Annotated in this window: 18 protein-coding genes; 9 read left to right on the forward strand and 9 right to left on the reverse strand. The window is 72.2% G+C overall.

Features of this window, described 5'->3' with window-relative positions:
• Positions 1–24: 24 nt before the first annotated feature.
• From crtD to LXB15_RS06405, 3 genes are all read left to right on the forward strand, one after another.
• On the forward strand, positions 25–1,587 hold the full coding sequence (crtD, locus tag LXB15_RS06395) for a 1-hydroxycarotenoid 3,4-desaturase CrtD (RefSeq protein ID WP_233951761.1): 1,563 nt from the start codon (positions 25–27) through the stop codon (positions 1,585–1,587).
• 122 nt (positions 1,588–1,709) lie between these two features.
• A complete protein-coding gene (locus tag LXB15_RS06400) occupies positions 1,710–2,420 on the forward strand; it encodes a carotenoid 1,2-hydratase (RefSeq protein ID WP_370640182.1) in 711 nt (236 codons plus the stop codon).
• 88 nt (positions 2,421–2,508) lie between these two features.
• Positions 2,509–2,988: a TspO/MBR family protein gene (locus LXB15_RS06405; protein ID WP_233951762.1), complete on the forward strand. Its 480-nt coding sequence runs from the start codon at positions 2,509–2,511 to the stop codon at positions 2,986–2,988.
• Positions 2,989–3,017: 29 nt separating this feature from the next.
• Here the strand turns inward: LXB15_RS06405 and bchO are convergent, their stop codons facing one another.
• The 4 genes from bchO to LXB15_RS06425 form a co-directional block, all read right to left on the reverse strand.
• Positions 3,018–3,914 (reverse strand): alpha/beta fold hydrolase BchO, encoded by an 897-nt coding sequence (gene bchO, locus LXB15_RS06410; protein ID WP_233951763.1) that lies wholly within the window; start codon positions 3,912–3,914, stop codon positions 3,018–3,020.
• On the reverse strand, positions 3,911–5,764 hold the full coding sequence (locus LXB15_RS06415) for a magnesium chelatase subunit D (RefSeq protein ID WP_233951765.1): 1,854 nt from the start codon (positions 5,762–5,764) through the stop codon (positions 3,911–3,913). Before LXB15_RS06415 ends, bchO begins: the two co-directional genes overlap by 4 nt.
• Complete coding sequence (gene bchI, locus LXB15_RS06420) at positions 5,761–6,783, reverse strand: magnesium chelatase ATPase subunit I (RefSeq protein ID WP_233951767.1); 1,023 nt, start codon at positions 6,781–6,783, stop codon at positions 5,761–5,763. Before bchI ends, LXB15_RS06415 begins: the two co-directional genes overlap by 4 nt.
• Before the next feature lie 78 nt (positions 6,784–6,861).
• A complete protein-coding gene (locus LXB15_RS06425; protein WP_233951769.1) occupies positions 6,862–8,064 on the reverse strand; it encodes an MFS transporter in 1,203 nt (400 codons plus the stop codon).
• Between the two features lie 343 nt (positions 8,065–8,407).
• Between LXB15_RS06425 and LXB15_RS06430 the strand changes: the two genes are divergently transcribed.
• From LXB15_RS06430 to LXB15_RS06440, 3 genes are all read left to right on the forward strand, one after another.
• Positions 8,408–9,169, forward strand: coding sequence for an SDR family NAD(P)-dependent oxidoreductase (locus LXB15_RS06430; RefSeq protein ID WP_233951770.1), 762 nt, complete (start codon positions 8,408–8,410; stop codon positions 9,167–9,169).
• A gap of 79 nt (positions 9,170–9,248) precedes the next feature.
• Positions 9,249–10,550 (forward strand): type III PLP-dependent enzyme, encoded by a 1,302-nt coding sequence (locus tag LXB15_RS06435; RefSeq protein ID WP_233951772.1) that lies wholly within the window; start codon positions 9,249–9,251, stop codon positions 10,548–10,550.
• Positions 10,547–11,950: a pyridoxal phosphate-dependent aminotransferase gene (locus LXB15_RS06440; RefSeq protein WP_233951774.1), complete on the forward strand. Its 1,404-nt coding sequence runs from the start codon at positions 10,547–10,549 to the stop codon at positions 11,948–11,950. Before LXB15_RS06435 ends, LXB15_RS06440 begins: the two co-directional genes overlap by 4 nt.
• Here LXB15_RS06440 and LXB15_RS06445 read toward each other — a convergent pair.
• The 5 genes from LXB15_RS06445 to LXB15_RS06465 form a co-directional block, all read right to left on the reverse strand.
• Complete coding sequence (locus LXB15_RS06445; RefSeq protein ID WP_233951776.1) at positions 11,930–12,844, reverse strand: glycosyltransferase family A protein; 915 nt, start codon at positions 12,842–12,844, stop codon at positions 11,930–11,932. The genes LXB15_RS06440 and LXB15_RS06445 overlap by 21 nt on opposite strands.
• 3 nt (positions 12,845–12,847) lie before the next feature.
• Positions 12,848–14,629: a B12-binding domain-containing radical SAM protein gene (locus LXB15_RS06450; RefSeq protein WP_233951777.1), complete on the reverse strand. Its 1,782-nt coding sequence runs from the start codon at positions 14,627–14,629 to the stop codon at positions 12,848–12,850.
• A complete protein-coding gene (locus LXB15_RS06455) occupies positions 14,629–14,943 on the reverse strand; it encodes an acyl carrier protein (RefSeq protein ID WP_233951778.1) in 315 nt (104 codons plus the stop codon). Before LXB15_RS06455 ends, LXB15_RS06450 begins: the two co-directional genes overlap by 1 nt.
• A gap of 870 nt (positions 14,944–15,813) precedes the next feature.
• Complete coding sequence (locus LXB15_RS06460) at positions 15,814–16,914, reverse strand: radical SAM protein (protein ID WP_233951779.1); 1,101 nt, start codon at positions 16,912–16,914, stop codon at positions 15,814–15,816.
• Between the two features lie 73 nt (positions 16,915–16,987).
• Complete coding sequence (locus LXB15_RS06465) at positions 16,988–17,494, reverse strand: GNAT family N-acetyltransferase (protein WP_233951780.1); 507 nt, start codon at positions 17,492–17,494, stop codon at positions 16,988–16,990.
• A 145-nt stretch (positions 17,495–17,639) separates the two neighbouring features.
• On the opposite strand from LXB15_RS06465, the gene LXB15_RS06470 reads away from it, so the two are divergent.
• Genes LXB15_RS06470 through LXB15_RS06480 form a run of 3 tightly spaced genes read left to right on the forward strand, consistent with a single transcriptional unit; the run spans position 17,640 to position 19,962 of the window.
• A complete protein-coding gene (locus LXB15_RS06470; RefSeq protein WP_233951781.1) occupies positions 17,640–17,993 on the forward strand; it encodes an S-adenosylmethionine decarboxylase family protein in 354 nt (117 codons plus the stop codon).
• Positions 17,990–19,708: a hypothetical protein gene (locus tag LXB15_RS06475; protein ID WP_233951782.1), complete on the forward strand. Its 1,719-nt coding sequence runs from the start codon at positions 17,990–17,992 to the stop codon at positions 19,706–19,708. The genes LXB15_RS06470 and LXB15_RS06475 overlap by 4 nt, the downstream gene beginning before the upstream one ends.
• A complete protein-coding gene (locus LXB15_RS06480; protein WP_233951783.1) occupies positions 19,705–19,962 on the forward strand; it encodes an acyl carrier protein in 258 nt (85 codons plus the stop codon). Before LXB15_RS06475 ends, LXB15_RS06480 begins: the two co-directional genes overlap by 4 nt.
• Positions 19,963–19,967 lie beyond the last annotated feature (5 nt).

Below are 19,967 nucleotides of genomic sequence, written 5' to 3' on the forward strand. Positions count from 1 at the left end.
CATACACAGGAACGAGGGCGCTGGATGCACGTCGCCATCATCGGGGCAGGGATTGCGGGACTGGCGACGGCGGCGCGGCTGGCTGCCGCCGGCCATGGCGTCACGGTCCTGGAAAAGGACGCCACGCCTGGCGGCAAGCTGCGCGAGGCCGTCGTCGCCGGCCGGGCGATGGATGTCGGGCCGACCGTGTTCACCATGCCCGACGTGTTCGAGGACATCTTCGCGGCGGCGGGCGAGCGAATGGCCGATCATCTCGCGATCCGACGGTCGGAGACGATCGCGCGGCACGTCTTCGCCGACGGATCGCGGCTCGATCTGTTTGCCGACCAGAAACGCTCGGAACGGGCCGTCGAGGCCTTTGCGGGGCGGCGGGCCGCGGCGGAATACCGAGAGTTCTGTCTGCGCGCCAAGGGCGTCCACGACACGCTGGCGCCGATCTTCATGCGCGCCGAGCGCCCCGCCGGGCCGCTGGCGCTGGTGGCGCGGGCGGGGCCGCGCGGTTTCGGCGGCATGCTGCGGATCGGCGCCCAGACGACGCTGTGGCGATCGCTCGCGGCGCAGTTCTCCGACCCGCGCCTGCGCCAGCTGTTCGGGCGCTACGCCACCTACAGCGGCTCCTCGCCGTTCCTCGCGCCGGCGACGCTGATGCTGATCGCCCATGTCGAACAGGCCGGCGTCTGGCTGATCGACGGCGGCATGCACCGGCTGGCCGAGGCGCTGGCGGGGCTCGCCACGCGCCATGGCGCATTGTTTCGCTACGGCGCCGCGGTCGAGTCCGTCGAGACGCGGCACGGGCGGGTCGCGGGCGTGCGGCTGGCTTGTGGCGAATGGATCGCGGCCGACGTGGTGGTCGCCAATTGCGACGTCGGCGCGCTGGCCGTCGGCCGTCTCGGGCCCGAAGCCGCCGCTGCCGCAGGGCCGCCCTTGCCGGCCGCCGAGCGATCGCTGTCAGCGCTGACGGCGGCGGTGGTCGCGCCGGCGGGTGACTTTCCGTTGCTCCGGCACAACGTCTTCTTTTCAGACAATTACGAGGCCGAGTTCACGCAGATTCTCCGGAACAGGACGCTGCCGTCCGACCCCACCGTCTATGTCTGCGCCGCCGATCGCAACGAGCGCGGCGAGCGACCGGAGACGGGTCCCGAGCGGCTGTTCCTGATCATCAACGCGCCGGCCGACGGCGACACGCGGACATTCGATCAACGGGAGGTCGAGACATGCCTGACAGCGGCGTTCTCCAGAATGGAGGCTTCGGGTTTCCGGGTCGACCGGGCGTCGGCTTCGATGCACCTTTCGACGCCCTCCGATTTCGCGCGCCGCTTTCCGGGGACGGGCGGAGCGCTCTACGGGCGGGCCTCGCATGGGTCGATGGCTTCGTTCCGGCGGCCCGGGGCCCGAACGAGCCTGCCCGGCCTCTATCTCTGCGGCGGCAGCGTCCATCCCGGAGCCGGCCTGCCGATGGCGGCGCTGTCGGGCAAGCTGGCGTCGGACGCCATCCAGGCGGACCTCGCTTCGACCAGCCGGTCCCGCCCGGCGGCTATGCCTGGTGGTATGTCGACGCGCTCTCCGGCGACGGCGCCTTCGGGCTGACGCTGATCGGCTTCGTCGGCAGCGTCTTCTCGCCCTATTATCGCTGGGCCGGGCGGCGGGCGCCCGCCGATCACGTTTCGCTGAACGTCGCGCTCTATGGTCCGGGCTGCCGGCGCTGGGCGATGACCGAACGGCGCGCCTCGGCCCTGCACCGCGATCCGCAGACGCTGGCGATCGGGCCGAGCAGCATGCGCTGGGACGGCGCCGGCCTTACCGTTGAGATCGACGAGGTGACGCCGCTGATCCCGCGGCGCGTGCGGGGGCGCGTGCGCCTCTACCCGGAAGCGGTAGTGAACCATCCGGTGGTCCTCGATCGCGACGGCCACCATTGCTGGTGGCCGATCGCGCCCTGCGCGCGGGTCGAGGTCGAACTCGACCAGCCGGCCCTCAGCTGGTCGGGCAGCGGCTATTTCGACTTCAATACCGGCGAGGTGCCGCTCGAGGCGAGCTTCCGGAACTGGAACTGGTGCCGGGCGAGCCTGCCGGACGGCACCGCGGTGCTCTACGATCTCGTCGACCGGGCAGGCGAGGCCTGTTCGCTGGCGATCCGCTTCGATCCGGGCTCCGGCGTCGCCGATTTCGAGCCGCCGCCGCCGGCCGACCTGCCGCGGACCCGCTGGCGGGTCGCCCGTGCGACGCGATCGGAAGCCGCCAGCACGCCGCGGATCCGCCAGACGCTGGAGGATTCGCCCTTCTACGCGCGGTCGGTGATGGAGACCCGGCTGCTCGGGCGCACCGTTACGGCGATCCACGAAAGCCTCGATCTCGATCGCTTTGCGCTTCCGGTCGTCCAGGCGATGCTGCCGTTCCGCATGCCGCGCCGCTTCCGGTGACGCCGGCGGCCCCGGCCGCTATGGTCCCGGGCGGGATAAGCCCCAGATTGCCCGTTCGGGTCCAACACGCGTCACGGGAATCTGTCCGATGAACCTTGCCTCACTGCTGACCCTCGGGGTGTTTCTCGTGCTGGTCTTCGCCGTCGCGATGAGCGGCGCGATCTTCAAGCCGGGCCCGTGGTACCAGCGGCTCGAGAAGCCCTCCTGGACGCCGCCGAACTGGGCCTTCCCGGTGGTGTGGTCGGCGCTCTACGTGATGATCGCGGTGGCCGGCTGGCGGGTCTACGAGACGGCCGGGCTGGTGGCGCTGCCGTTCGCGGTCTACGGCCTGCAGCTGGTGCTGAACGCCGCGTGGTCGTGGCTGTTCTTCGGCATTCGCCGTCCGGACCTCGCCTTCGTCGACGTCGTGGCGATGGCGCTCGCCATTGCCGCCAACATCGCGCTGTTCGCGCCGATCGACGCCATCGCGGCGTGGCTGCTGGTGCCGTATCTCATCTGGGCGGTGATCGCCGCCTGCCTCAACCGCTCGGTCTGGCGCCGCAACCCGCAGGAATTCGCGCGGGCCTGACGGCACGGCCCACCCGGGCGCGCCGACGCTCAGGCGTCGGCCGCAACCGCCTCGGCCTGCCCCGTGAACGCCGTGCGCATCGCCGCCGCGACCCGGTCCGGCGCCTCCTCGTGCGCGAGATGGCCGAGGCCGGTCAGCGCCACGACGTCGCCTTCGCGGACCATGCGCGCCACCTTGAACGAGACCTCCGGCGGCACGGCGCGGTCGCGGGTCCCGGCGATCAGGGTGAGCGGCGTCGCAAGGCGCGGCAGGTCGCGCGCCAGTGTCTCCAGATCCCAGTTGGCCATCATCGTCAGCGCCCCCTCGACGTGGCGGGGGCTCGCCAGAAGCCGCTCGTAATAGGCGATGCCCTCCGGCGTCAGGCGCGAGCCGGTGCTGTCCATCAGCCGCGCGACGGCGCCGCCGTTGCGGGCCCGCCAGGAAAAGAAGCGCGGCGCGAAGGAATTGAGGAAGAGCAGCTTGGCGAGCTGCGGAAAGAGATGCGCCGCAACGCCCGGAAACGGCAGCAGCGCGCCGTTGAGCGAAACGATGCGCTCGGGCGAGAACAGCCCGTCGAGGGCCATGCGCACGAGGATCGCCGCGCCTGCCGAATGGCCCGCCGCATGGACAGGCCGCAGGGCGAGGCTGTCGAGCAGCGAGCCCAGCATCGCCGCCATGCCGGGCAGCGACGGCCGGCGCCAGGGCGAGCGACCGGTGAAGCCGTGCAAGGGCAGGTCGACCATGACCACTCGATGGTCGCCGGCGAGCCGGGTCGCGATGTCGCGGAACGAGTGGGTCGAGGCGCCGGTGCCGTGGACCAGCAGCAGCACCGGACCCTCGCCGAGGATCTGGACGTGCCAGTCGAAGCCATCGGCGGCGACGAAGCGGCTGGCATCCCGGTGCGGCCAGCCGGTGCCGTCGCGCGCCCAGTCGAGCGCGCGGCTCACGGTGGGCCGTCGCGGGCCACGGCGGAAACCGCCGCCGACAGGGCGCGGGAATCGGCGCGGGGCAAGGCCAGATAGGTGGCCCCCATGGCATCGGCGACCGCGCGCGCGGCGCTGCCGGGACGCTGTGCCGTGTCGATGAGCAGGCTGGCGATGCCGGCGGCGCGCACGGCACGCGCCGCGGCATGGGCGTCGTCGACCGCCGCCGCGCGGCCCGCCACGCCGCCGGCGCCGATATTGGCTCTCCCGTCGGTGAGGAGGGCGATCAGCGGTGTCCGGCCTTCGCGCGCCGAGGTCCGGGCGAGGGCGAGGGCGGCGGCGATGCCGCCGGCGAGCGGCGTGCCGCCGCCGGCGGGGAACGCCGCGAGCGCCCGCTTGGCGCGGGTCAGCGACCTTGTCTCCGGCAGCAGCACCTCGGCCCTGGTGCCGCGGAAGGCCACCAGCGCCACGCGGTCGCGCCGGACGTAGCACTCCGACAGGATGATCTCGACGGCGCCCTTGGTTTCCGCCAGCCGGGCGAGGGCGGCCGAGCCGGAGGCATCGACGGCGAAGATCGTCGCGGTCTCGCGATTAGTCCGGTAGCGCCGGACGCGGAAGTCGTCCTCGCGGACGAGCACCCCGGTAGCGCCCGGGCGCTCGCGCCGGCGCAGTGCCTGCCATGGGGCGGCGGCGACCAGCGTGGCGACGAGATCGAGCCGCTCGCGTCGCGGGTCGCCGGGCCTTGTGCCGACGACGCGTCCATGGCGCGGGGTGCGCATCGCGGCGCCCGACCGGCCGGCGGGGCTGCGCACCCGCTCGGGCCGTGCCTGGCCGGCGAGGCGCGCCAGCAGTCCCTCGGGAAGCCGCGCCTCGGCGGCGTCGACGACCAGGTCGGCGGGCGGGGCGCCGCCTTGCGCCTTGCCATCGGTCTCGTCGCCGCTCGGCGGCGGCACGTCCGGCGGCGGCACGTCCGGCGGCGGCTCGTCCGGTGGCGCGTCCGTCTCCTGCGCGTCGTCCGGTTCGGCCGCGGCGGGCAGGCGCGTGGCACGTGGCAGCAGCACGTGGCGGATCGCCGCCGCGATCTCCTCCTTGCCGACACAAGGCAGGCCGGCCAGGGCGGCGGCGGCGCGCGCCACGCGCAGCGCCAGCACCGAGGCCCGCAACGAGGCGACGCCGAACGCCGCAGCGGCCTGGCAGAGCAGGGCGACCGTCTCGTCGCAGGCCTCTATCCGGGGCAGGCGTTCGCGCGCCGCGGCGATCGCGGCGCGGTCGACGGTGGGAGCCGCGCCGTGGCGAGGGTCGGCGCCGTCGAGTTCGACGCAAAGCGCCAGCCGGTCGCACAGCGCGTTCGCGGGCGCTTCGTCGGGGCCGATGCCCTCGTCGAGGGCGAGGAGCCCGATCCGGGCGGAAATCTCGGCGGAGAATCCCTCGCGCTCGATGCGGACGGCGCCGGTATCGAGGCACTGGACCAGCAGGCCGCGGGCCTGCGGCGTCATCCGCTCGGCCATGGCGGCCACCAGCACGCCGCGATGCGTGGCGGCGAGCAGGCCGGCGCGCGCGATCGGGCGGCCGGCGGCGAGCGTCGCGGCGAGATCGACGCCGCCGGCGAGCGCGTCCGGCGCACAGCCCGCCGGCATGCGGCGAAACGGCTCGTCGGCAGGCAGCAGCGCGGCGAGCCGGGCGATCAGGCTGTCGCGGGCGAAACCCGGACGCGCCCGCAGCCACAGGCCGACGGCCGGATCGACGGCAAAGAGGGTGACCGCCTCCAGCGCCTCCGCCCAGAGAGCGGCAGCGCGGTCGACGGAGGCCTCGGCGAGGGGGTCCGCGGCGCCCTCGCGACGGTCGATGACGGCGGAAAGGGTGGGCAGGCTCACGCCGCGGCTTCGAGTTCGCCCACGGCGCGTTCGACGCGGGCGGCCGAACCCGCCTCGTCGAGCGGATCACGACGGAGTCGGTGCGACAAGGCAAGCGGGGCAAGGCGGGCGAGATGCGTCCATTCGACGACGGCGTCGCCCTCCAGCGCCGCCAGCGCCCGGGCGGCGCGCATCAGCGTCAGCTCGCCGCGCAGCCCGTCGGTGCCGAGGCGCAGCGACAGCTGGGCGGCCTTCTCGAGCGTCGCATCCGGGACCGCGACGGAGGCCAGCCGCTGGCGCCCCGCCAGGATGGTCTCGCGCACGACCGCATTGGCCGCGTCGTAGCCGGCGGCGAAGCCTTCGGGGTCGCGCTCGAAGGCATCGCGTCGCCTCACCACTTCGATGCGGGTCGACAGGTCGGTCGGCGTCGCGACTTCGACGGAGAGGCCGAAGCGGTCGAGCAGCTGCGGGCGGAGCTCGCCTTCCTCCGGATTGCCGCTGCCGATCAGCACGAAGCGGGCAGGGTGGCGCACGCTCAGCCCCTCGCGCTCGACGACGTTCTCGCCGGAGGCCGCAACGTCGAGCAGGAGGTCGACGAGGTGGTCCTCGAGCAGGTTGATCTCGTCGATATAGAGGAAGCCGCGATTGGCCCGGGCGAGCAGCCCCGGCTCGAAACGCTTCTCGCCCGCGGTCAGCGCCCGCTCGAGATCGAGCGCACCGACGATGCGGTCCTCCGTAGCGCCGAGCGGCAGGTCGACGACCGGCACCGGCACGCTTTCCGTCCGCGCCCGGCGCGCGCCACGCCGGCCGCACGTCTCGCAGGCATCGGCGGGACGCGCCGGATCGCAGCGATAGGCGCAGGTGCCGGCGAGCATCGGCGGCAGCACCGCCGCCAGGGCCCGCACCGCCGTCGACTTGCCGGTGCCGCGGTCGCCGAAGACCAGAACGCCGCCCACCGTCGGATCGACGGCCGCGATGGTCAGCGCCAGCCGCATGGCGTCCTGCCCGACAATTGCGGAAAACGGGAATACGGTCTTCATGGGAACGAAGCTAACCGTAAAGCCGGGGCTTGAGAAGTACTGTAAAGCTGGATTGACAGATTCTTGCTAACCAACCGCCTACGTCCTCGTTGGATCGGGCCGCGGGCGCGACGCAATGCGGAAGCAGACGAGGCCGACGAGGCTCGAGACTCCTCCGACGACGAGCGCCAGATCGTAGCCGCCGAGTTCCCACAGCACCGAGCCGAGGAACGGCGAAAGGGCGAAGGAGGCGAGATACGGCACGGCGATGGTGCCGCTGATCGCGCCGAAATTCGCCTCTCCCAGCACGTCCCGGATCATCACCGGCTTCATGATGCTGATGATGCCGTGGCCGCTGCCCTGCAGGACGACGAAGAGCGCGACGAAGGCCGGCTCCAGCGCCGAAAGCAGCAGCGAGGCGGTGGCGAGGAGGATGGCGACGAAACAGCCGGTCGCCACGGCCCGACCCGAGACGTGCCGCTCGGAGACCATCAGGGCTACCCGCCCCGCCACCTGCATCGGGCCAATCATCGAGGCCGCCAGGACGGCGGTGCCGGCACCGATGCCGCGATCGGCGAGGATCGGCAAGAGATGGTTCAGGACGATGCCGTGGTTGATCCCGAGGAGCGAGAATCCTGCCGCGAGCGACCAGAAGACCGGGCTCCGCCAGATCGCCGGGGGCCGCGCCGCCGGGTTCGCATTGGCTGACGGGACGGCGGCCGGCTGCCGCGCGCGCCAGCCCAGCTCCAGGTGGCTCGCCCCGACCCACAGCAACGGGGCGCCGATCCCGGCCACCAGCACCGCGAAGGTCCAGGCGGCGGCATGCCATCCGGCCGCCTCCGCGACGAGATGATTCAGCGGAAAGGACAGCGTGCCGGCAAAGCCCGCAACGAGGGTGATCAGCGTGATTGCCCGCCGTGCCTCGATGCCGCGGGTCCTCGTCACCAGCGCAAAGCAGGGCTCGTAGAGGCTGCCGCCCATCGCGATGCCGATCAGCAGCCACAAGGCCGCAAAGACCTCGACCGAGCCGGCGAAGGGCAGCACGGCGAGGACGGCGGCGCCGAACAGCGCCGAGCCCGCCATCAGCAGCGGCCCGTGACCGCGGTCGATCAGCCGGCCGGTGAGCGGCGAGACCACCGCCGATACCAGCACTGCCGCGGCGAAGGCGGCGGTGAGCAGGGTCTTCGGCCATGCCTCGGCGGCCTCCCATCGCAGCAGCAGCGCCGGAAAGAGGTAATAGAGGCCGGCCCAGACGATGGTCTCGCCGAGGGCCAGGCAGAACAAGGCGCGGCGAAGGGTCATGGCAGCGTTTGTCGGCGCGCCGCGGCCACGCCGGGGGCCGGGGCCGTGCCGGCCAGCGGCGGGCACGCGCAGTCGCGGAAGCGGCGCCTCGGGCCGCTACACCGGCGATCCAAGGGGCGCCTGTTATCCATGTCGCCGGCACTACCGTGCCGGTTGCCGGTGTCAATCGGAATCAAGGAGGCTGCTTTCACTCGTGATGCCGGGCAGGACGTAAGTTCGCCGTGCACGATGCCCCGCGCCGCAGGCTCGAAGGCCGCCGCGATCCGTGCTAGGCGCCGCAGAACCTGCCGCTCGCCGGCTCCACCGGCGCCTTCTCGGCCGCCTGCGCAACAAGGGGATGACAATGCGTCTCGCCACCTATCCAAGCCTCGACGGCGCCAGCGTGATCGTCACCGGCGGCGCCTCCGGGATCGGCGCCGACATGGTGCGGGCCTTTGCCGAACAGGGCGCCAGGGTCGGGTTTGTCGACATCGACCGCGACGCGGGAACGGCGCTGGCAAACGAGCTCGCCGGCAGCCGCGGGGCGGTCGCCTTCGAGCCCTGCGACCTTCGCGACATCGCGGCGCTGCGCCAGGCGTTCGAGGCGCTCGCGAAGGCGCACGGCGCCGCGACCGTGCTCGTCAACAACGCCGCCCGCGACGACCGCCATGGCTGGCAGGACGTGACGCCGGAATATTTCGACGAACGGATCGCCACCAATCTCCGCCACATGTTCTTCGCCATCCAGGCGGCGGCGCCGGGGATGATCGCCGCCGGCGGCGGCTCGATCGTCAACATGGGCTCCAATTCCTGGTGGGAGGCGGTCGGCGGCATGCCGGCCTACACGACGGCCAAGGCCGCCGTGCACGGGCTTACCCGGTCCTTCGCCCGCGACCTCGGTGAGCACCGGATCCGCGTCAACACGGTGGTGCCCGGCTGGATCATGACCGAGCGCCAGAAGCAGCTCTGGGTGACGCCCGAATCGATCGAGAAGCACCGCCAGCGCCAGTGCCTGCCGGACCTGATCAAGCCGGTCCACGTGGTCCGCATGGTGCTGTTCCTGGCTTCCGACGACGCCGCCATGTGCACGGCGAACAACTACATGGTCGAAGCCGGATCGATCTGACCCGGCATCGCAGGCCAGGCTTGCAGCTACAGCCTGAAGTTGCATACTCTCGCCTGATTGCACGGGCAGGGAGGCGCGCTTGGCCGAGTGGGTCGATCGGGACGGCGCGGCGGCGCTCGGGCCGCCGGCCCTGTCGCGGGCGCGCCTCGAGGCGATCGCCGGGCGTCATGGCACGCCCTGCTTCGTCTATGACGCCGCCGCCATGCGCGCGGCGGCTGCCCGTCTGCTCGCGGCTTTGCCCGCCGGCGCGCGGCTCTTCTACGCGGTAAAGGCCAATCCGAATCCGGCGGTGGTGGCGCTGTTCGGGGCGATGGGGCTAGGCGCGGAAGTGGCCTCGCGCGGCGAACTGGCGCTGGCGCTCACGTCCGGCATCGCGGCGGAGCGGATCGTCTTCTCGGGGCCGGCCAAGACCGACGCGGATCTCGCCGCGGCCGTCGCCGCCGGCATCCTCGCCGTCCAGATCGAGTCGCCCGGCGAGTTCGAGCGGCTGGGCGCCATCGCCTCTTCCGCAGGCCGGCGCGTCGGCGTGACGCTGCGCCTCGACCTTCCGGCGTCGCAGCCGCTCCGGCGCGGCGGCTGGGCGGGCGATTCCGCCTTCGGCATGGACGAGGTGGGGGCCGCCTCGATCCTCGGCGGGCGACGGACGCCGCTGCCGCTCGACATAATCGGCTTCCACAACCATCAGGCGTCGGGCTCGCTCGTCGCCGGCGACCACGTGGCGCGCTTCGGCGCGTTCCTCGAAGCCGTGCTGCGGCTGTCGCGGCACCACCCGCCGATTCTCGTCAATTTCGGCGGCGGCCTCGGCGCGCCGGTCTACGCGGACGACCCGCCGCTCGACCTCGGCCCGATCGCGGCCTTCCTCGGCGGGCCGGCGCGCACGGCGCTCGCCGAGGCGGGTCTTGCGCCGCAGTTCGGCTTCGAGGCGGGGCGCTATCTCGTCGGTCCCGCCGGCGCGTATCTCTGCCGCGTCGTCGCGGTGAAGGAGACCCGCGGCCGCCGCTTCGCCGCGCTCGACGGCGGCAGCCACCATGTCGCCGGCCTGTCGGGGACGCTGCGCTTCCTGCGCCGCCCGGTCGCGGTGTTCGGCCCTCCGCGCCCCGGTGCGCCGGTGCCGACGGAGCTGTGCGGGCCGCTCTGCACGCCGACGGACCGGCTGGCGAGCGCCGTGCCGCTGCCCGCCGATCTCGCGCCCGGGGACCTCATCGTGTTCGGCAATTGCGGCGCCTATGCCCGGCAGGCGAGCGCGCTGAACTTCCTCGGCCATGACTGGCCGCCGGAAATCCTCGTCGACGGCGGCCGCGAAACCCTGGTGGCGCGCCGGGTCCGATTCGAGGAGGTGCTGGCGCTGCAGGCCGCGCCGGACGCCCGGGCCCTGCCGTGACCTACCGGTCGCTGGAGCGGGCCAACGCCTATTTCTACGATCCGGAACGGCGACTTTCCGTGCTGAAACGGCACGGCGCCATCCGCTACCTCTCCTCGGGGGTCAATCATCTCAAGGCCCCGGCGGTGCTGCTGGAGATCGCTGCGCGCGAACTGACCGCGCGGCGGCTGGTCGAGAACTACACCGCCCCCGGCGGCGCGCCGGCGCTGCTGGCGGCCATCGCCTTCGAGACGCACGAGCGCGTCGGAGGCCGCCAGGTGCGCGGCGCGGTGGGGCTCGCCAACATCGCCATGACCGCCGGTGCCACCGGCGCGCTCGCCGCCGCCTTCCGCTACATGGCCGAGGTCGCGGGCGCGCGCAGCGCCCTCGTGCTCGGCCTCAACTACAGCTACTTCTCCGCGATCTGCGACGAATGCGGCGTCGTCTACCGGACGGCGCGCTCGGCGCAAGACGGCCGGATCCTGCCGAGCCTCGAGGAGGCTGCCGACTGGCTGGCGCGCGAACGGCCGGACATCGTCGTGCTGACCCAGCCGACCAACCCCTCCGGCGAGGCCTACGACGCGGCCGAGCTGGCGCGGCTGGTCGCGATGGTCGAGCAGGCCGGCGCCTGGCTGGTGTTCGACGAGGTGCCGGAGCTCGCCTGGCCCGATGATCCCGATCCGCCGCATCCTTTCACCGAAGGCGGGGACGGCTTTCCCGCGCGGCTCGTGTGGATCAACTCCTTCTCCAAGTCGCGCAGCCTCGCCGGGCTTCGGGCCGGCTGGATCATCGCCGACGCCGCCGTCGTCGCCTTCGTGCGCCGCCACAACGAGCGCTCGCTCTGGTCGCCGGTGCATCCGGGCGCGAGCGCGCTGGCGACCGACATGGTGTTGCGGGCAGCTGCCCGGCGGGTGCGGCGGCTGCCTGCCGGGCCGGCATCCGGGCCGGGGGCGATCGATGAAGCGGTGCTGGCGACGGTCCGGCAGGCGTCGCGCTACCTGCGGCTGTTCTCGCCCTGGGGCGACGATTTCGCCGGTTTCGGCGGGCTCTGGGGCTTTCTCGATGCCACGCTCGACTGGCCAGCGGCGTTTCGCCGCTACGCCGGCGAACTGGCCGCCACGGCAGCGGTCTGCGCCGCCAATCGCTGGATGTTCGAGACCCGTCTCGGCCCGGCCTTGCGCGCCCGCATCGCGCCGCGCCGCGGCTTCAACCAGTGCGTCAAGTTCGATGTCGACATGGCGGAATGGGACTTCGCGCGGCGGGCCTTCGACGCTGCCGGCCTCGATTTCTACACCGAGTGCGTGTTCGCCGATCACGACCGAGAGGATTCGCGCGACTACTGGGTGCGGATCTCGACGGCGAGCGAGGCGGACGGCTTTGCCGACGGCTGCGAGCGGCTCTCAGGCCTGCTCGGATGCTGAGGCCCTGCGCTCCGGCCAGCGGTCGCCGCCCCTGATCTTCGCCTCGACCCGGCGGATCGCCGGATCGCCGTGCCTGTCAAAGAAATAGTCGAAGCTCTCCGAAAAGCTCGCCATCGCGGTTTCGCGCGGATGGTCCATATGCGCCGAGAAGATGCCGTCCGCCTCGATAAAGGCCGCGCCGAGCCGCATCAGGCGGTAGCCGAGCTCGACCGCCTCTGCGCCCCAGCGCAAGCCGAAGCCCTCGTCGTAGCCGCCGGCTTCCTCGAACAGGCGGCGGGGGAGCGCGACGCCGGAACCGGAATAGCCGAGCCATCGCTCGTCGTCGGGCCCCTCCGCGAGCGTCTGGCTGACCAGCCGCTCGAAGCGATTGCGATGGATGCATTGCCGGGCGACCGCCGGCCAGTCGCGGCGGACCATCCTGCGGGTCACCAGGCGGGAACCGAGACCCGAGCCCGCCTGCAGCCTGCCGCCGTCGAAGCGTATCCCGCGCTCGGGATCGCGGAACGGCGCGAGGTAGCGCAGCACGTAGACCGGCGCGCGCGCGACCAGGCCTGCGTCGTCGTCGATCAGGCCGAGCATCGCGGCGACGTAGTCCGGGGAGAGGAGCACGTCGTCATCCATGAACAGGAGGTTCGGCGTCCGCGCCGCCGCCGCGCCGCGGTTGCGCGCCGCCGCCTGGCCGGCCGCCGGCGTGCGCAGCAGCCGGGTCGGCAGTCCGGCGGCGCGGGCGAGGGCGACGGCGTGGTCGGTCCCCGGCGCCGTGCCGTCTGCGACGACGATGGTCTCGAACCAACTTGTGCCGATGCTCTGGGCGACCAGCGAATGCAGCGCCAGGACCAGCCGCTCCGGCTTGCCCGACGTCGGCACGACGACCGAGATGGCGGGAACCGGCATGGCTTATGCCACGGCCGCCCGGCTGCGTGCGACCCGCGAGCCCACGGAAGCGGGCCGGGCGCGGATCGGGGCCAGCCAGCCATCGATGCCGCCCGGGAAGTGGCCTTCCTCGAAAGCGGTGACCGTGCGGCGGGCGGTGGCGACGAGGCCGTCCGGCGGGCGCCTCAGGGCTTCGTGCTCGGCGGCTTCGTCGACCAGGCGGCGCATCAACTCCGCCAACGCGCCGCCGATCGAACGGCGGTAGGCAGCGATCCGGCGGATTCTGTCGAGCGCCGCACCGTCGCCCTGGCGCGCCCGGTCCCGCAACGACTTGAGCAGCGGCGGCAGGATCTCGTCGACCAGCACCGACCAGCGGTTCGCCTCGCCGTTCAGCGCCGACCAGAAGGCGGCGACATGCGGATTGTCGATCGGCGTCTTCTGGTAGGTGGCGGCGGCGCACCAGCGGGCGCGGCTCGCCGCGTCGGTCGGATCCAGCGGCGGCAGCACCGGCCTGCCGCGGACCTTGTCGTGGCGCCGGGCGGCGGCCGTGCCGCAATGCACCTTCAGCCGGTTGACCAGCCACAGCGGCTGGCTCGAGCGCCACAGCTGCGTGCGCTCGATGAAGCCGACCGTATCGGCGACCTCGTCCAGCCCGGACTCCCAGTCGAGCAGGATGATGCTCGGCATCACGTCGAGCCGCAGCCGGCGGGCGAGCGTCATCGCCGCCTCGTTCTCTTCCACCGTCTGGCCCTTGGCCCAACGCTTCAGGGTCTTCGCCGAACCGGATTCGAGGCCGAACAGGATCTGGTCGAAGCCCGCCTGCCGCAGCCGTTGCAGCGTCTCAGGGACCAGCGAATCCACCCGGCATTCGGCATGGAAGCGGATCGCCAGCCCGCGGCGCAGGATCTCATCGGCGAACGCGATCATCCTCCGGTTGCTGGCCTCGCCGTAGCCGAGGAAATTGTCGTCGGCCATGTAGAAGCGCGTGACGCCGAGATCGCGGACGCAGGCCTCCATCTCGTCGACGACGTCGCGCGGGTCGCGCATGCGGTAGGTCGCTTCTCCCATGCCGCGCACGACGTTGGGCACGGTGCAAAAGGTGCAGAAGGCCTTGCAGCCGCGCGAGGTCGTCAGATAGGCGCTCGGCGCCGGCAGGCCGCGGGCGCGCAGGGCCGCGATCATGTCGCGGGAGGGATGCGGCAGTTCGTCGAGATCGGCTGGCGCCGCGCGCGGGCCGCGCCCGATGCTGCCGTCATGACGCCGGACCAACGAGGGGACCGCGCCGAGGTCGCCTTCCGCTTCGATCGCCTCGGCCAGCCGGGCGAGGGCGGTCTCGCCTTCGCCCTCGATCACGGCGTCGATGAACGGGAAGTTTTCCAGCAGCAGGCTTGAGATCGCCGAGGCGAGGGGACCGCCGAACACCACGAAGGTCGCCTGGTGGGCCTCTTTCAGCGCGGCGGCGGCAGAGAGGGCGCTCGGAAGCTGCAGGTCGTAGAGCAGCGAGAAGCCGGCGATGTGCGGCGCGAATTCGCCGAGGCCACGAACCAGGGCATCGTCGTCCCATCCCTCGTCGGCGGCGCTGTAGATGCGGACGAGCCGGCCGGCGCGGCGCAGCGTCGCCGCTAGGTAGCCGATGCCGAGAAATTCCCGCGACAGCGTGTAGTCGCTGCCGAGTGCCACCGCGTCACTGCAGATCTCCCCGTAGCTGCGGCGCATCTCCTCGCGGTGCTCGCGGTCCGGATCGTCGCCGTAGGGCGTCTCGCGCGGGCCGACCAGCGCGACCCGGAGCGGCTGCGTGCCCGGCATCACGCGGCGGGCGCGCCGGCGAGGGGCGTCGACAGCTCGGCGCGGTGCCGCGCGAGATAGTCGGCCCAGTGCCGGACCGAGGCGAGGGCCGGGTCCATCAGCGCCTCGTCGGGAACGTCGATCCCGAGTTCCGCCTCGACGTTGAGGATGAATTCCAGGTAGTCCACCGAGGTGAGCCCGATCGCCCCGAAGCTGTCGTGGCGCAGGTCGGCGTCATCCCGGACCAGTTCGTTGGCCGCGGTCAGCTGGCTCAGGATCGCCGCCAGCCTGTCCTCGATCTCGCGGGCCTCGTCCCGCTCGCCCGGCATGTCCATTCGACCACCACCCGTTCAGGCATCGCATCGCCCGAGACTATCCCTGATTGCAAAAAATACAACCTTAAATAGTATAACGGGCATGGATGCCGGTTGCATTGCCTCTGCTGACGCCGTGGCCGCCTGGGGCAGCTCGATGCTGCGCGAGTTCGCGGCCAAGCAGCAGCTGGTGGACCGCGCCCACATGTTCTGCGACCGGGTCAGCGCCCGCGACAGGGACGAGCTCCGCGGCCTCGGCGACGCCTGCGCTGCCATCGCCGAACGCGAGATCGACCTGGCGGCGCTGCAGGTGCTGCTGGCGCGAACCCCGGGGACAGGCGACGCGGCGCGGCTTTTCCGGACGGCCGTCGGCGGGCGCGGCCGGCTTGAGGCGGGAATGGCGCTTGCCGTGGCCTATCTGCCGCTGCCGGTGGTCGACTCCTTTGCCGCCAGCGTCTGCGGCCCGGCAACGCTGCGGCGCGTCGCCGCCCTGGCCGATCCCGAGCGGCGGCTGGTGCCGCGCACAAGGCTGTTCCTGGCCGACCGGCTGATGCGCGATCCGAGCGTGCAGGGGCTCGTCGCCGCGACGGCGGCCGCGGCGATCCTGCTCGCCAACGTTCCCGCCTGGCGGCCTGCCGATGTGCCGGCGGCGCGACTGCGCCGCCTCGGCCGCCTGGCCGAGGCGCTGGCGGGCCGGCAGGCGAGCTTCGGCGCCGCCCTGCGCGCCTGCCGCGACGGCGACTGGCGGCGTGCCGCGCATCTCGCCCGCGGCATGACGATCTCCGGCGATCACCCGGACGAGGGGGCTGCCCTTGCCGATCTTCTGGCGGTGACGCTGCTGCCGAGCTGCGACACGCTCGACGCCGCCGCGCGGTTGCTCGCCGCAGCGGATCAGGCGGGGCAAGCCGCCGCGGGCCCGGACACCCTGTGCCTCGCCCGTAACTCGACGAGCCGCGCCAGCGCCGCCGGCGCGCCGAAGAGCGGCATGCGGGCGATTTCGCCCAGCGTCGCCTCGCCGTCGAGATAGAGATTGATCATGTCGGCCTGGCTGAAGCAGGTCCGGCAGACCGGCACGCGCGGCGGCTCGCGTGCCATCAGTTCGTAGAGCTTGTGCCGGCCGATCTGGCCGGCGGCCGCCTCGATGCCGTCGCGGCGGACATTGGCGATCTCGCTGGTCCAGCCGACCGGGCAGGGCGTGATCGCCCCGGTATCGAACAGCTGCACGGAAGCCGCGGTGAGGTGGCAGCGATAGCGGCGCGCGCCGTCCGCCGCGTCGAGGAAGTCGGCGAGGCGTCGGTAATAGGCCGGCGGGCCGAGCACCGACGCGAAGCCGGCGGGCAGCCGGCGCAGCTGCGCCGCGAAGGCCCGGCGCGCCTCTCGGCCGAACAGGCTGGCGGCATGGACGCCGCGCACCGGGATCGGCACCAGCACGATCCGGCACGGCAGCTGCGCCAGGAACGCCAGGAAGTCGAAGAGTCTTGGCGCGTTGACGTCGCTGACCACCATGGTGATCTCGACCGGCCGCCCGGCCGCCGCGATGTCGGCCAGCGCCGCCATCACCCGCTCGCCGAGGCGCGGCGAGCGCCAGCGCAGCGCGTTCATGGCGTCGTCATGGCCATCGAGGGAGAGGTTGAAGCCGACATTCGGCAGCCGCGACAGCCGCGCCACGATCGCCGGCGTCAGCTCCGTGCCGTTGGTGAGCACCTGGAGATGTGCGTAGCGCGCCGCCAGCTCCTCGATCAGTTCCACCGCGTTGGCGAGCAGGAACAACTCCCCGCCGCTCAGCTTCATTGCCGGGGCATCGACATGCCGCCGCAATCCGTCGACCATGGAGAGCACATCGCCCACGGCGATCGTCGCGCCGCGCCGCCGGGCGGAGGCCGAGGTCGCGTCGCCGAAATCGCCGGCATCGGCGACGCTGGTGCAGTAGCTGCACTTGAGGTTGCAGAAATTCCCGGCGACGATCAGGTCGTGATAGAGGAAGCGCTTCATGTCGGGTGCCCCGCAACGGCGCGAGCATGCCACGAGTACCTTCCAGAATGCAACCTGAGGTTACAATTTTGTGCTAGCCAAGGTCGCGGCCTTCGCCGCCGATCTCCATCTCGTAGACGACGTGCTTCTCCTCGAACCCGGCCAGGCGGTAGAGCGCCCGCATGGCCTCGTTGGAGGTTGCGGTGCGCCCGACGATGCGGGTGTAGCCGGCCGCCTTGGCGTGGGCGAGCACGGCCCGCAGCAGCATGACGGAAGCGGCGGACCCGGCGCGCTCGCCATCGACATAGAAGGAGCGGAAGTCGGCGTAGTTGTCGCCGGTGATGAAGTTCTGGCGCGGCGCCACCCACGCCCAGCCGACGATCTCCCCGTCGCGCTCGGCAACCTTGGTCCAGTCGCCGCCGTATTTCACCAGCTTGCCGAGTTTCTTGCGATAATGGGCGAGGTCGGTGACCGCCTCGTCGGCGAAGGAACGCCGCGCGATCGCGGCCTCGAACTCGGCGACGCGGTCTACGTCGCGCAACGCGAGATCGCGGAGGACGAGGGCGCTCGGCTTCGGATCGGCGGCTATAGGGGCGGTCATCACGGGCACTCCGGTCGCTTGGCGGCCGCGCAACCGCGGCGCGCGGGCTTGAAGCCCGCCTGCCGCCTCACTATAGGGCAGCGATCGGGCTGAAAAGCCGGCGAAGGCCGCCTCGGCCGATCATCTGCAACCAAAGGATGCATTCATGCGAATTCGCCAGGTCCTGGCCGACATGCGCGACTGCTCGCCCGCCATCGAGGACGAGGTGCAGCTGCGCGATGCCGCCCTGGCCGGTGCCCGGGCCGGCGGCGCCACCGTCATCGGCGAGCACGCGCAGCGCTACGTCCCGCACGGGCTGACGCTCGTCGTTTTCCTCGCCGAATCCCATATCATGCTGACCACATGGCCGGAGTACAGGATGGTGCTTGTGGACGTGCTGCTCTGCAATCCCGAGATGGACGAGGACGCGGTCGTCGACGAGATCGCCCGGCTGCTCTGTCCCGAAGGGCTGGTGGAGAAGAGCTACGTGACCCGCCATATCGAGCCGCTCGAGCATTGAACGAGCTGAGCGACGCCTGGTGGCGCTTCGTGCCGGCGCCGCCGCCGGACGAAGCGGCCATGACGCTGGCGGCCAGAAGCGGCCGGGGCGAGTTGTCGCGCGCGCTGCGTGACGCCCGCGAGCGTCTCGGCGTCGTCCGCACCATGAAATTGCTGCAGGCGGTCGACCGGACGGCGGCGCTGCGGCCAATCCGGGTCTATTTCGCCGCCTCCTATCAGCCTCGGGTCATCGCTGACGCGCTGCTCTTGGCCTTCGCCATTGCCGGGCTCGACCTCGAACTCGTCGCCGCAGAAGGGCTGCTGCCGGGCGGTATCGCGGAAGCCGAGGAGGCGGAGAACGGCTTCGACTGCGCCATCGTGTCGGTCGCGCCATCGGACGCCGAGGGGGCGGATCCGGCTGCGGCGGCGGTCGCGGCGGCCGGGGCGCTGACGGCGAAGCTCGGCTGCCCCGTCGCGATCATTCCGGGTCAGGCCGATGAATCTGCGGCGTCGGCGGACCTACCGCAGGGCGTGACCCTCTGCCGCGTCGCGCCCGGGCTGGCGCGCAACCAGATGCTGTTCGACGAGCGCTTCGCCGGCAGCCTCGGCACGATCCCGTCGCAGTGGGGCGCCAACGCCATCGCCGACACTGCCGCAGGCTTCGCCGCACGGATTGCCGGGCGGGCGCCCAAGCTGCTGGTGACCGATCTCGACGACACGCTGTGGTCCGGTGTGCTGGGCGAAACCGCGGTCACCACGCTTCGGCAGGCGTATGGCGCTGCGCTCGCCGCGCTGGCGGAGCGAGGGCTGGTGATCGCCGCGGCGAGCCGCAACGATCCCGCCGCCGTCGATGCGGCGCTGGCCGACCCGGCGACGGCCGCGGCGCTGCCGCCTTTCGCCAGCCGCGCCGTCGGCTGGGAGGACAAGCCGACACTGGTGGCCGCGGTCCTGCAGGAGCTGGGACTGGCGCCCGGGCACACGCTCTTCGTCGACGACGATCCGGTGAACTGCGCCAGCGTCGCCGCGCGGTTTCCCGACATGGACGTCCGCCGCTTCACCGGCGACGAGGCGGCGTTCGCCGCCATGCTGCTCGCCGATCCGCTGCTGGCGGACGCCGGGCCGATGGCGACGGGGGGCGATCGTTCCGCCTTCTACCGGCGCCGCGCCGCGGTCGAAGCGGTGCGCGAAGAGGCGCCGGATGACGCGGCGTTCCTCGCACGCCTCGGTACACGGCTGACCGTCGCTGCGATCTCACCAGCGAATGTCCCGAGGGCGGCCGAGCTGGCGCGGCGGGTGAACCAGTTCGCGCTCACCGGCTTCCGGCCGAGCGAGGTTGCGCTCGCCGGGCGCGGCAGCCCGTTCGATTTTCTGGTGCGCCTCGACGACGTGTTCGGCGGCCACGGGCTGGTCGGGCTGGTGCTGGCCCGTCGCGACGGCGACGCGGTGGTGATCGACAATCTCATGCTCTCCTGCCGGGCGCTGCAGCGGCGCGTCGAGTTTGCCATGCTGGCGATCCTGGCGGAGCGGGCGCGTGCCGAAGGCGCCCGGCGTCTGGTCGGGACCGTCGAGAATCTGGAACGCAACGCGCCGGCCCGACGGCTTTTCGCATCGGCCGGCTGGCACGAGGCGGCGGGGCGCTGGACGCTCGAACTCGACCCGTCCGCGCCGTCCCCGGCGGAAGCCTGGCCGGACGGCGTGGCGCTCGCGCCGCAACCGGAGACCGAGGAAATCCAATGAACGACGACGCGAACGACGCGGTCGCCTCCGAGGTGATCCGCCTGGTCGCCGAGGTGCTGGCCGTGGATCCCCTGCAGCTCGGCGCCTACACCCGCGCCGAGGATGTCGAAGGGTGGGACTCCCTGGCGCTGGTGCGGATGGTCTTCGCCATCGAGTCGGCGTTCCCGGTCCGCCTCACACTGGCGGAGATCGAGGCGATCGACGGCATCGCGCCGCTGATCGCCGCGGCGCGGCGGGCCGTGCCGGCCGGCTGAGGCGG

It is taken from the genome of Aurantimonas sp. HBX-1 (genome assembly GCF_021391535.1).
GTDB lineage: Bacteria > Pseudomonadota > Alphaproteobacteria > Rhizobiales > Rhizobiaceae > Aurantimonas.

Bases quoted from the DNA above. Each gene is read 5' to 3' on its own strand.
- LXB15_RS06455 (WP_233951778.1), bottom strand. From the start codon at position 14,943: ATGGACATGCCGGGCGAGCGGGACGAGGCCCGCGAGATCGAGGACAGG.
- LXB15_RS06425 (WP_233951769.1), bottom strand. From the start codon at position 8,064: ATGACCCTTCGCCGCGCCTTGTTCTGCCTGGCCCTCGGCGAGACCATC.
- LXB15_RS06480 (WP_233951783.1), top strand. From the start codon at position 19,705: ATGAACGACGACGCGAACGACGCGGTCGCCTCCGAGGTGATCCGCCTG.
- LXB15_RS06460 (WP_233951779.1), bottom strand. From the start codon at position 16,914: ATGAAGCGCTTCCTCTATCACGACCTGATCGTCGCCGGGAATTTCTGC.
- crtD (WP_233951761.1), top strand. From the start codon at position 25: ATGCACGTCGCCATCATCGGGGCAGGGATTGCGGGACTGGCGACGGCG.
- LXB15_RS06470 (WP_233951781.1), top strand. From the start codon at position 17,640: ATGCGAATTCGCCAGGTCCTGGCCGACATGCGCGACTGCTCGCCCGCC.
- LXB15_RS06405 (WP_233951762.1), top strand. From the start codon at position 2,509: ATGAACCTTGCCTCACTGCTGACCCTCGGGGTGTTTCTCGTGCTGGTC.
- LXB15_RS06400 (WP_370640182.1), top strand. From the start codon at position 1,710: ATGACCGAACGGCGCGCCTCGGCCCTGCACCGCGATCCGCAGACGCTG.
- LXB15_RS06445 (WP_233951776.1), bottom strand. From the start codon at position 12,844: ATGCCGGTTCCCGCCATCTCGGTCGTCGTGCCGACGTCGGGCAAGCCG.
- LXB15_RS06430 (WP_233951770.1), top strand. From the start codon at position 8,408: ATGCGTCTCGCCACCTATCCAAGCCTCGACGGCGCCAGCGTGATCGTC.
- LXB15_RS06465 (WP_233951780.1), bottom strand. From the start codon at position 17,494: ATGACCGCCCCTATAGCCGCCGATCCGAAGCCGAGCGCCCTCGTCCTC.
- bchI (WP_233951767.1), bottom strand. From the start codon at position 6,783: ATGAAGACCGTATTCCCGTTTTCCGCAATTGTCGGGCAGGACGCCATG.
- LXB15_RS06450 (WP_233951777.1), bottom strand. From the start codon at position 14,629: ATGCCGGGCACGCAGCCGCTCCGGGTCGCGCTGGTCGGCCCGCGCGAG.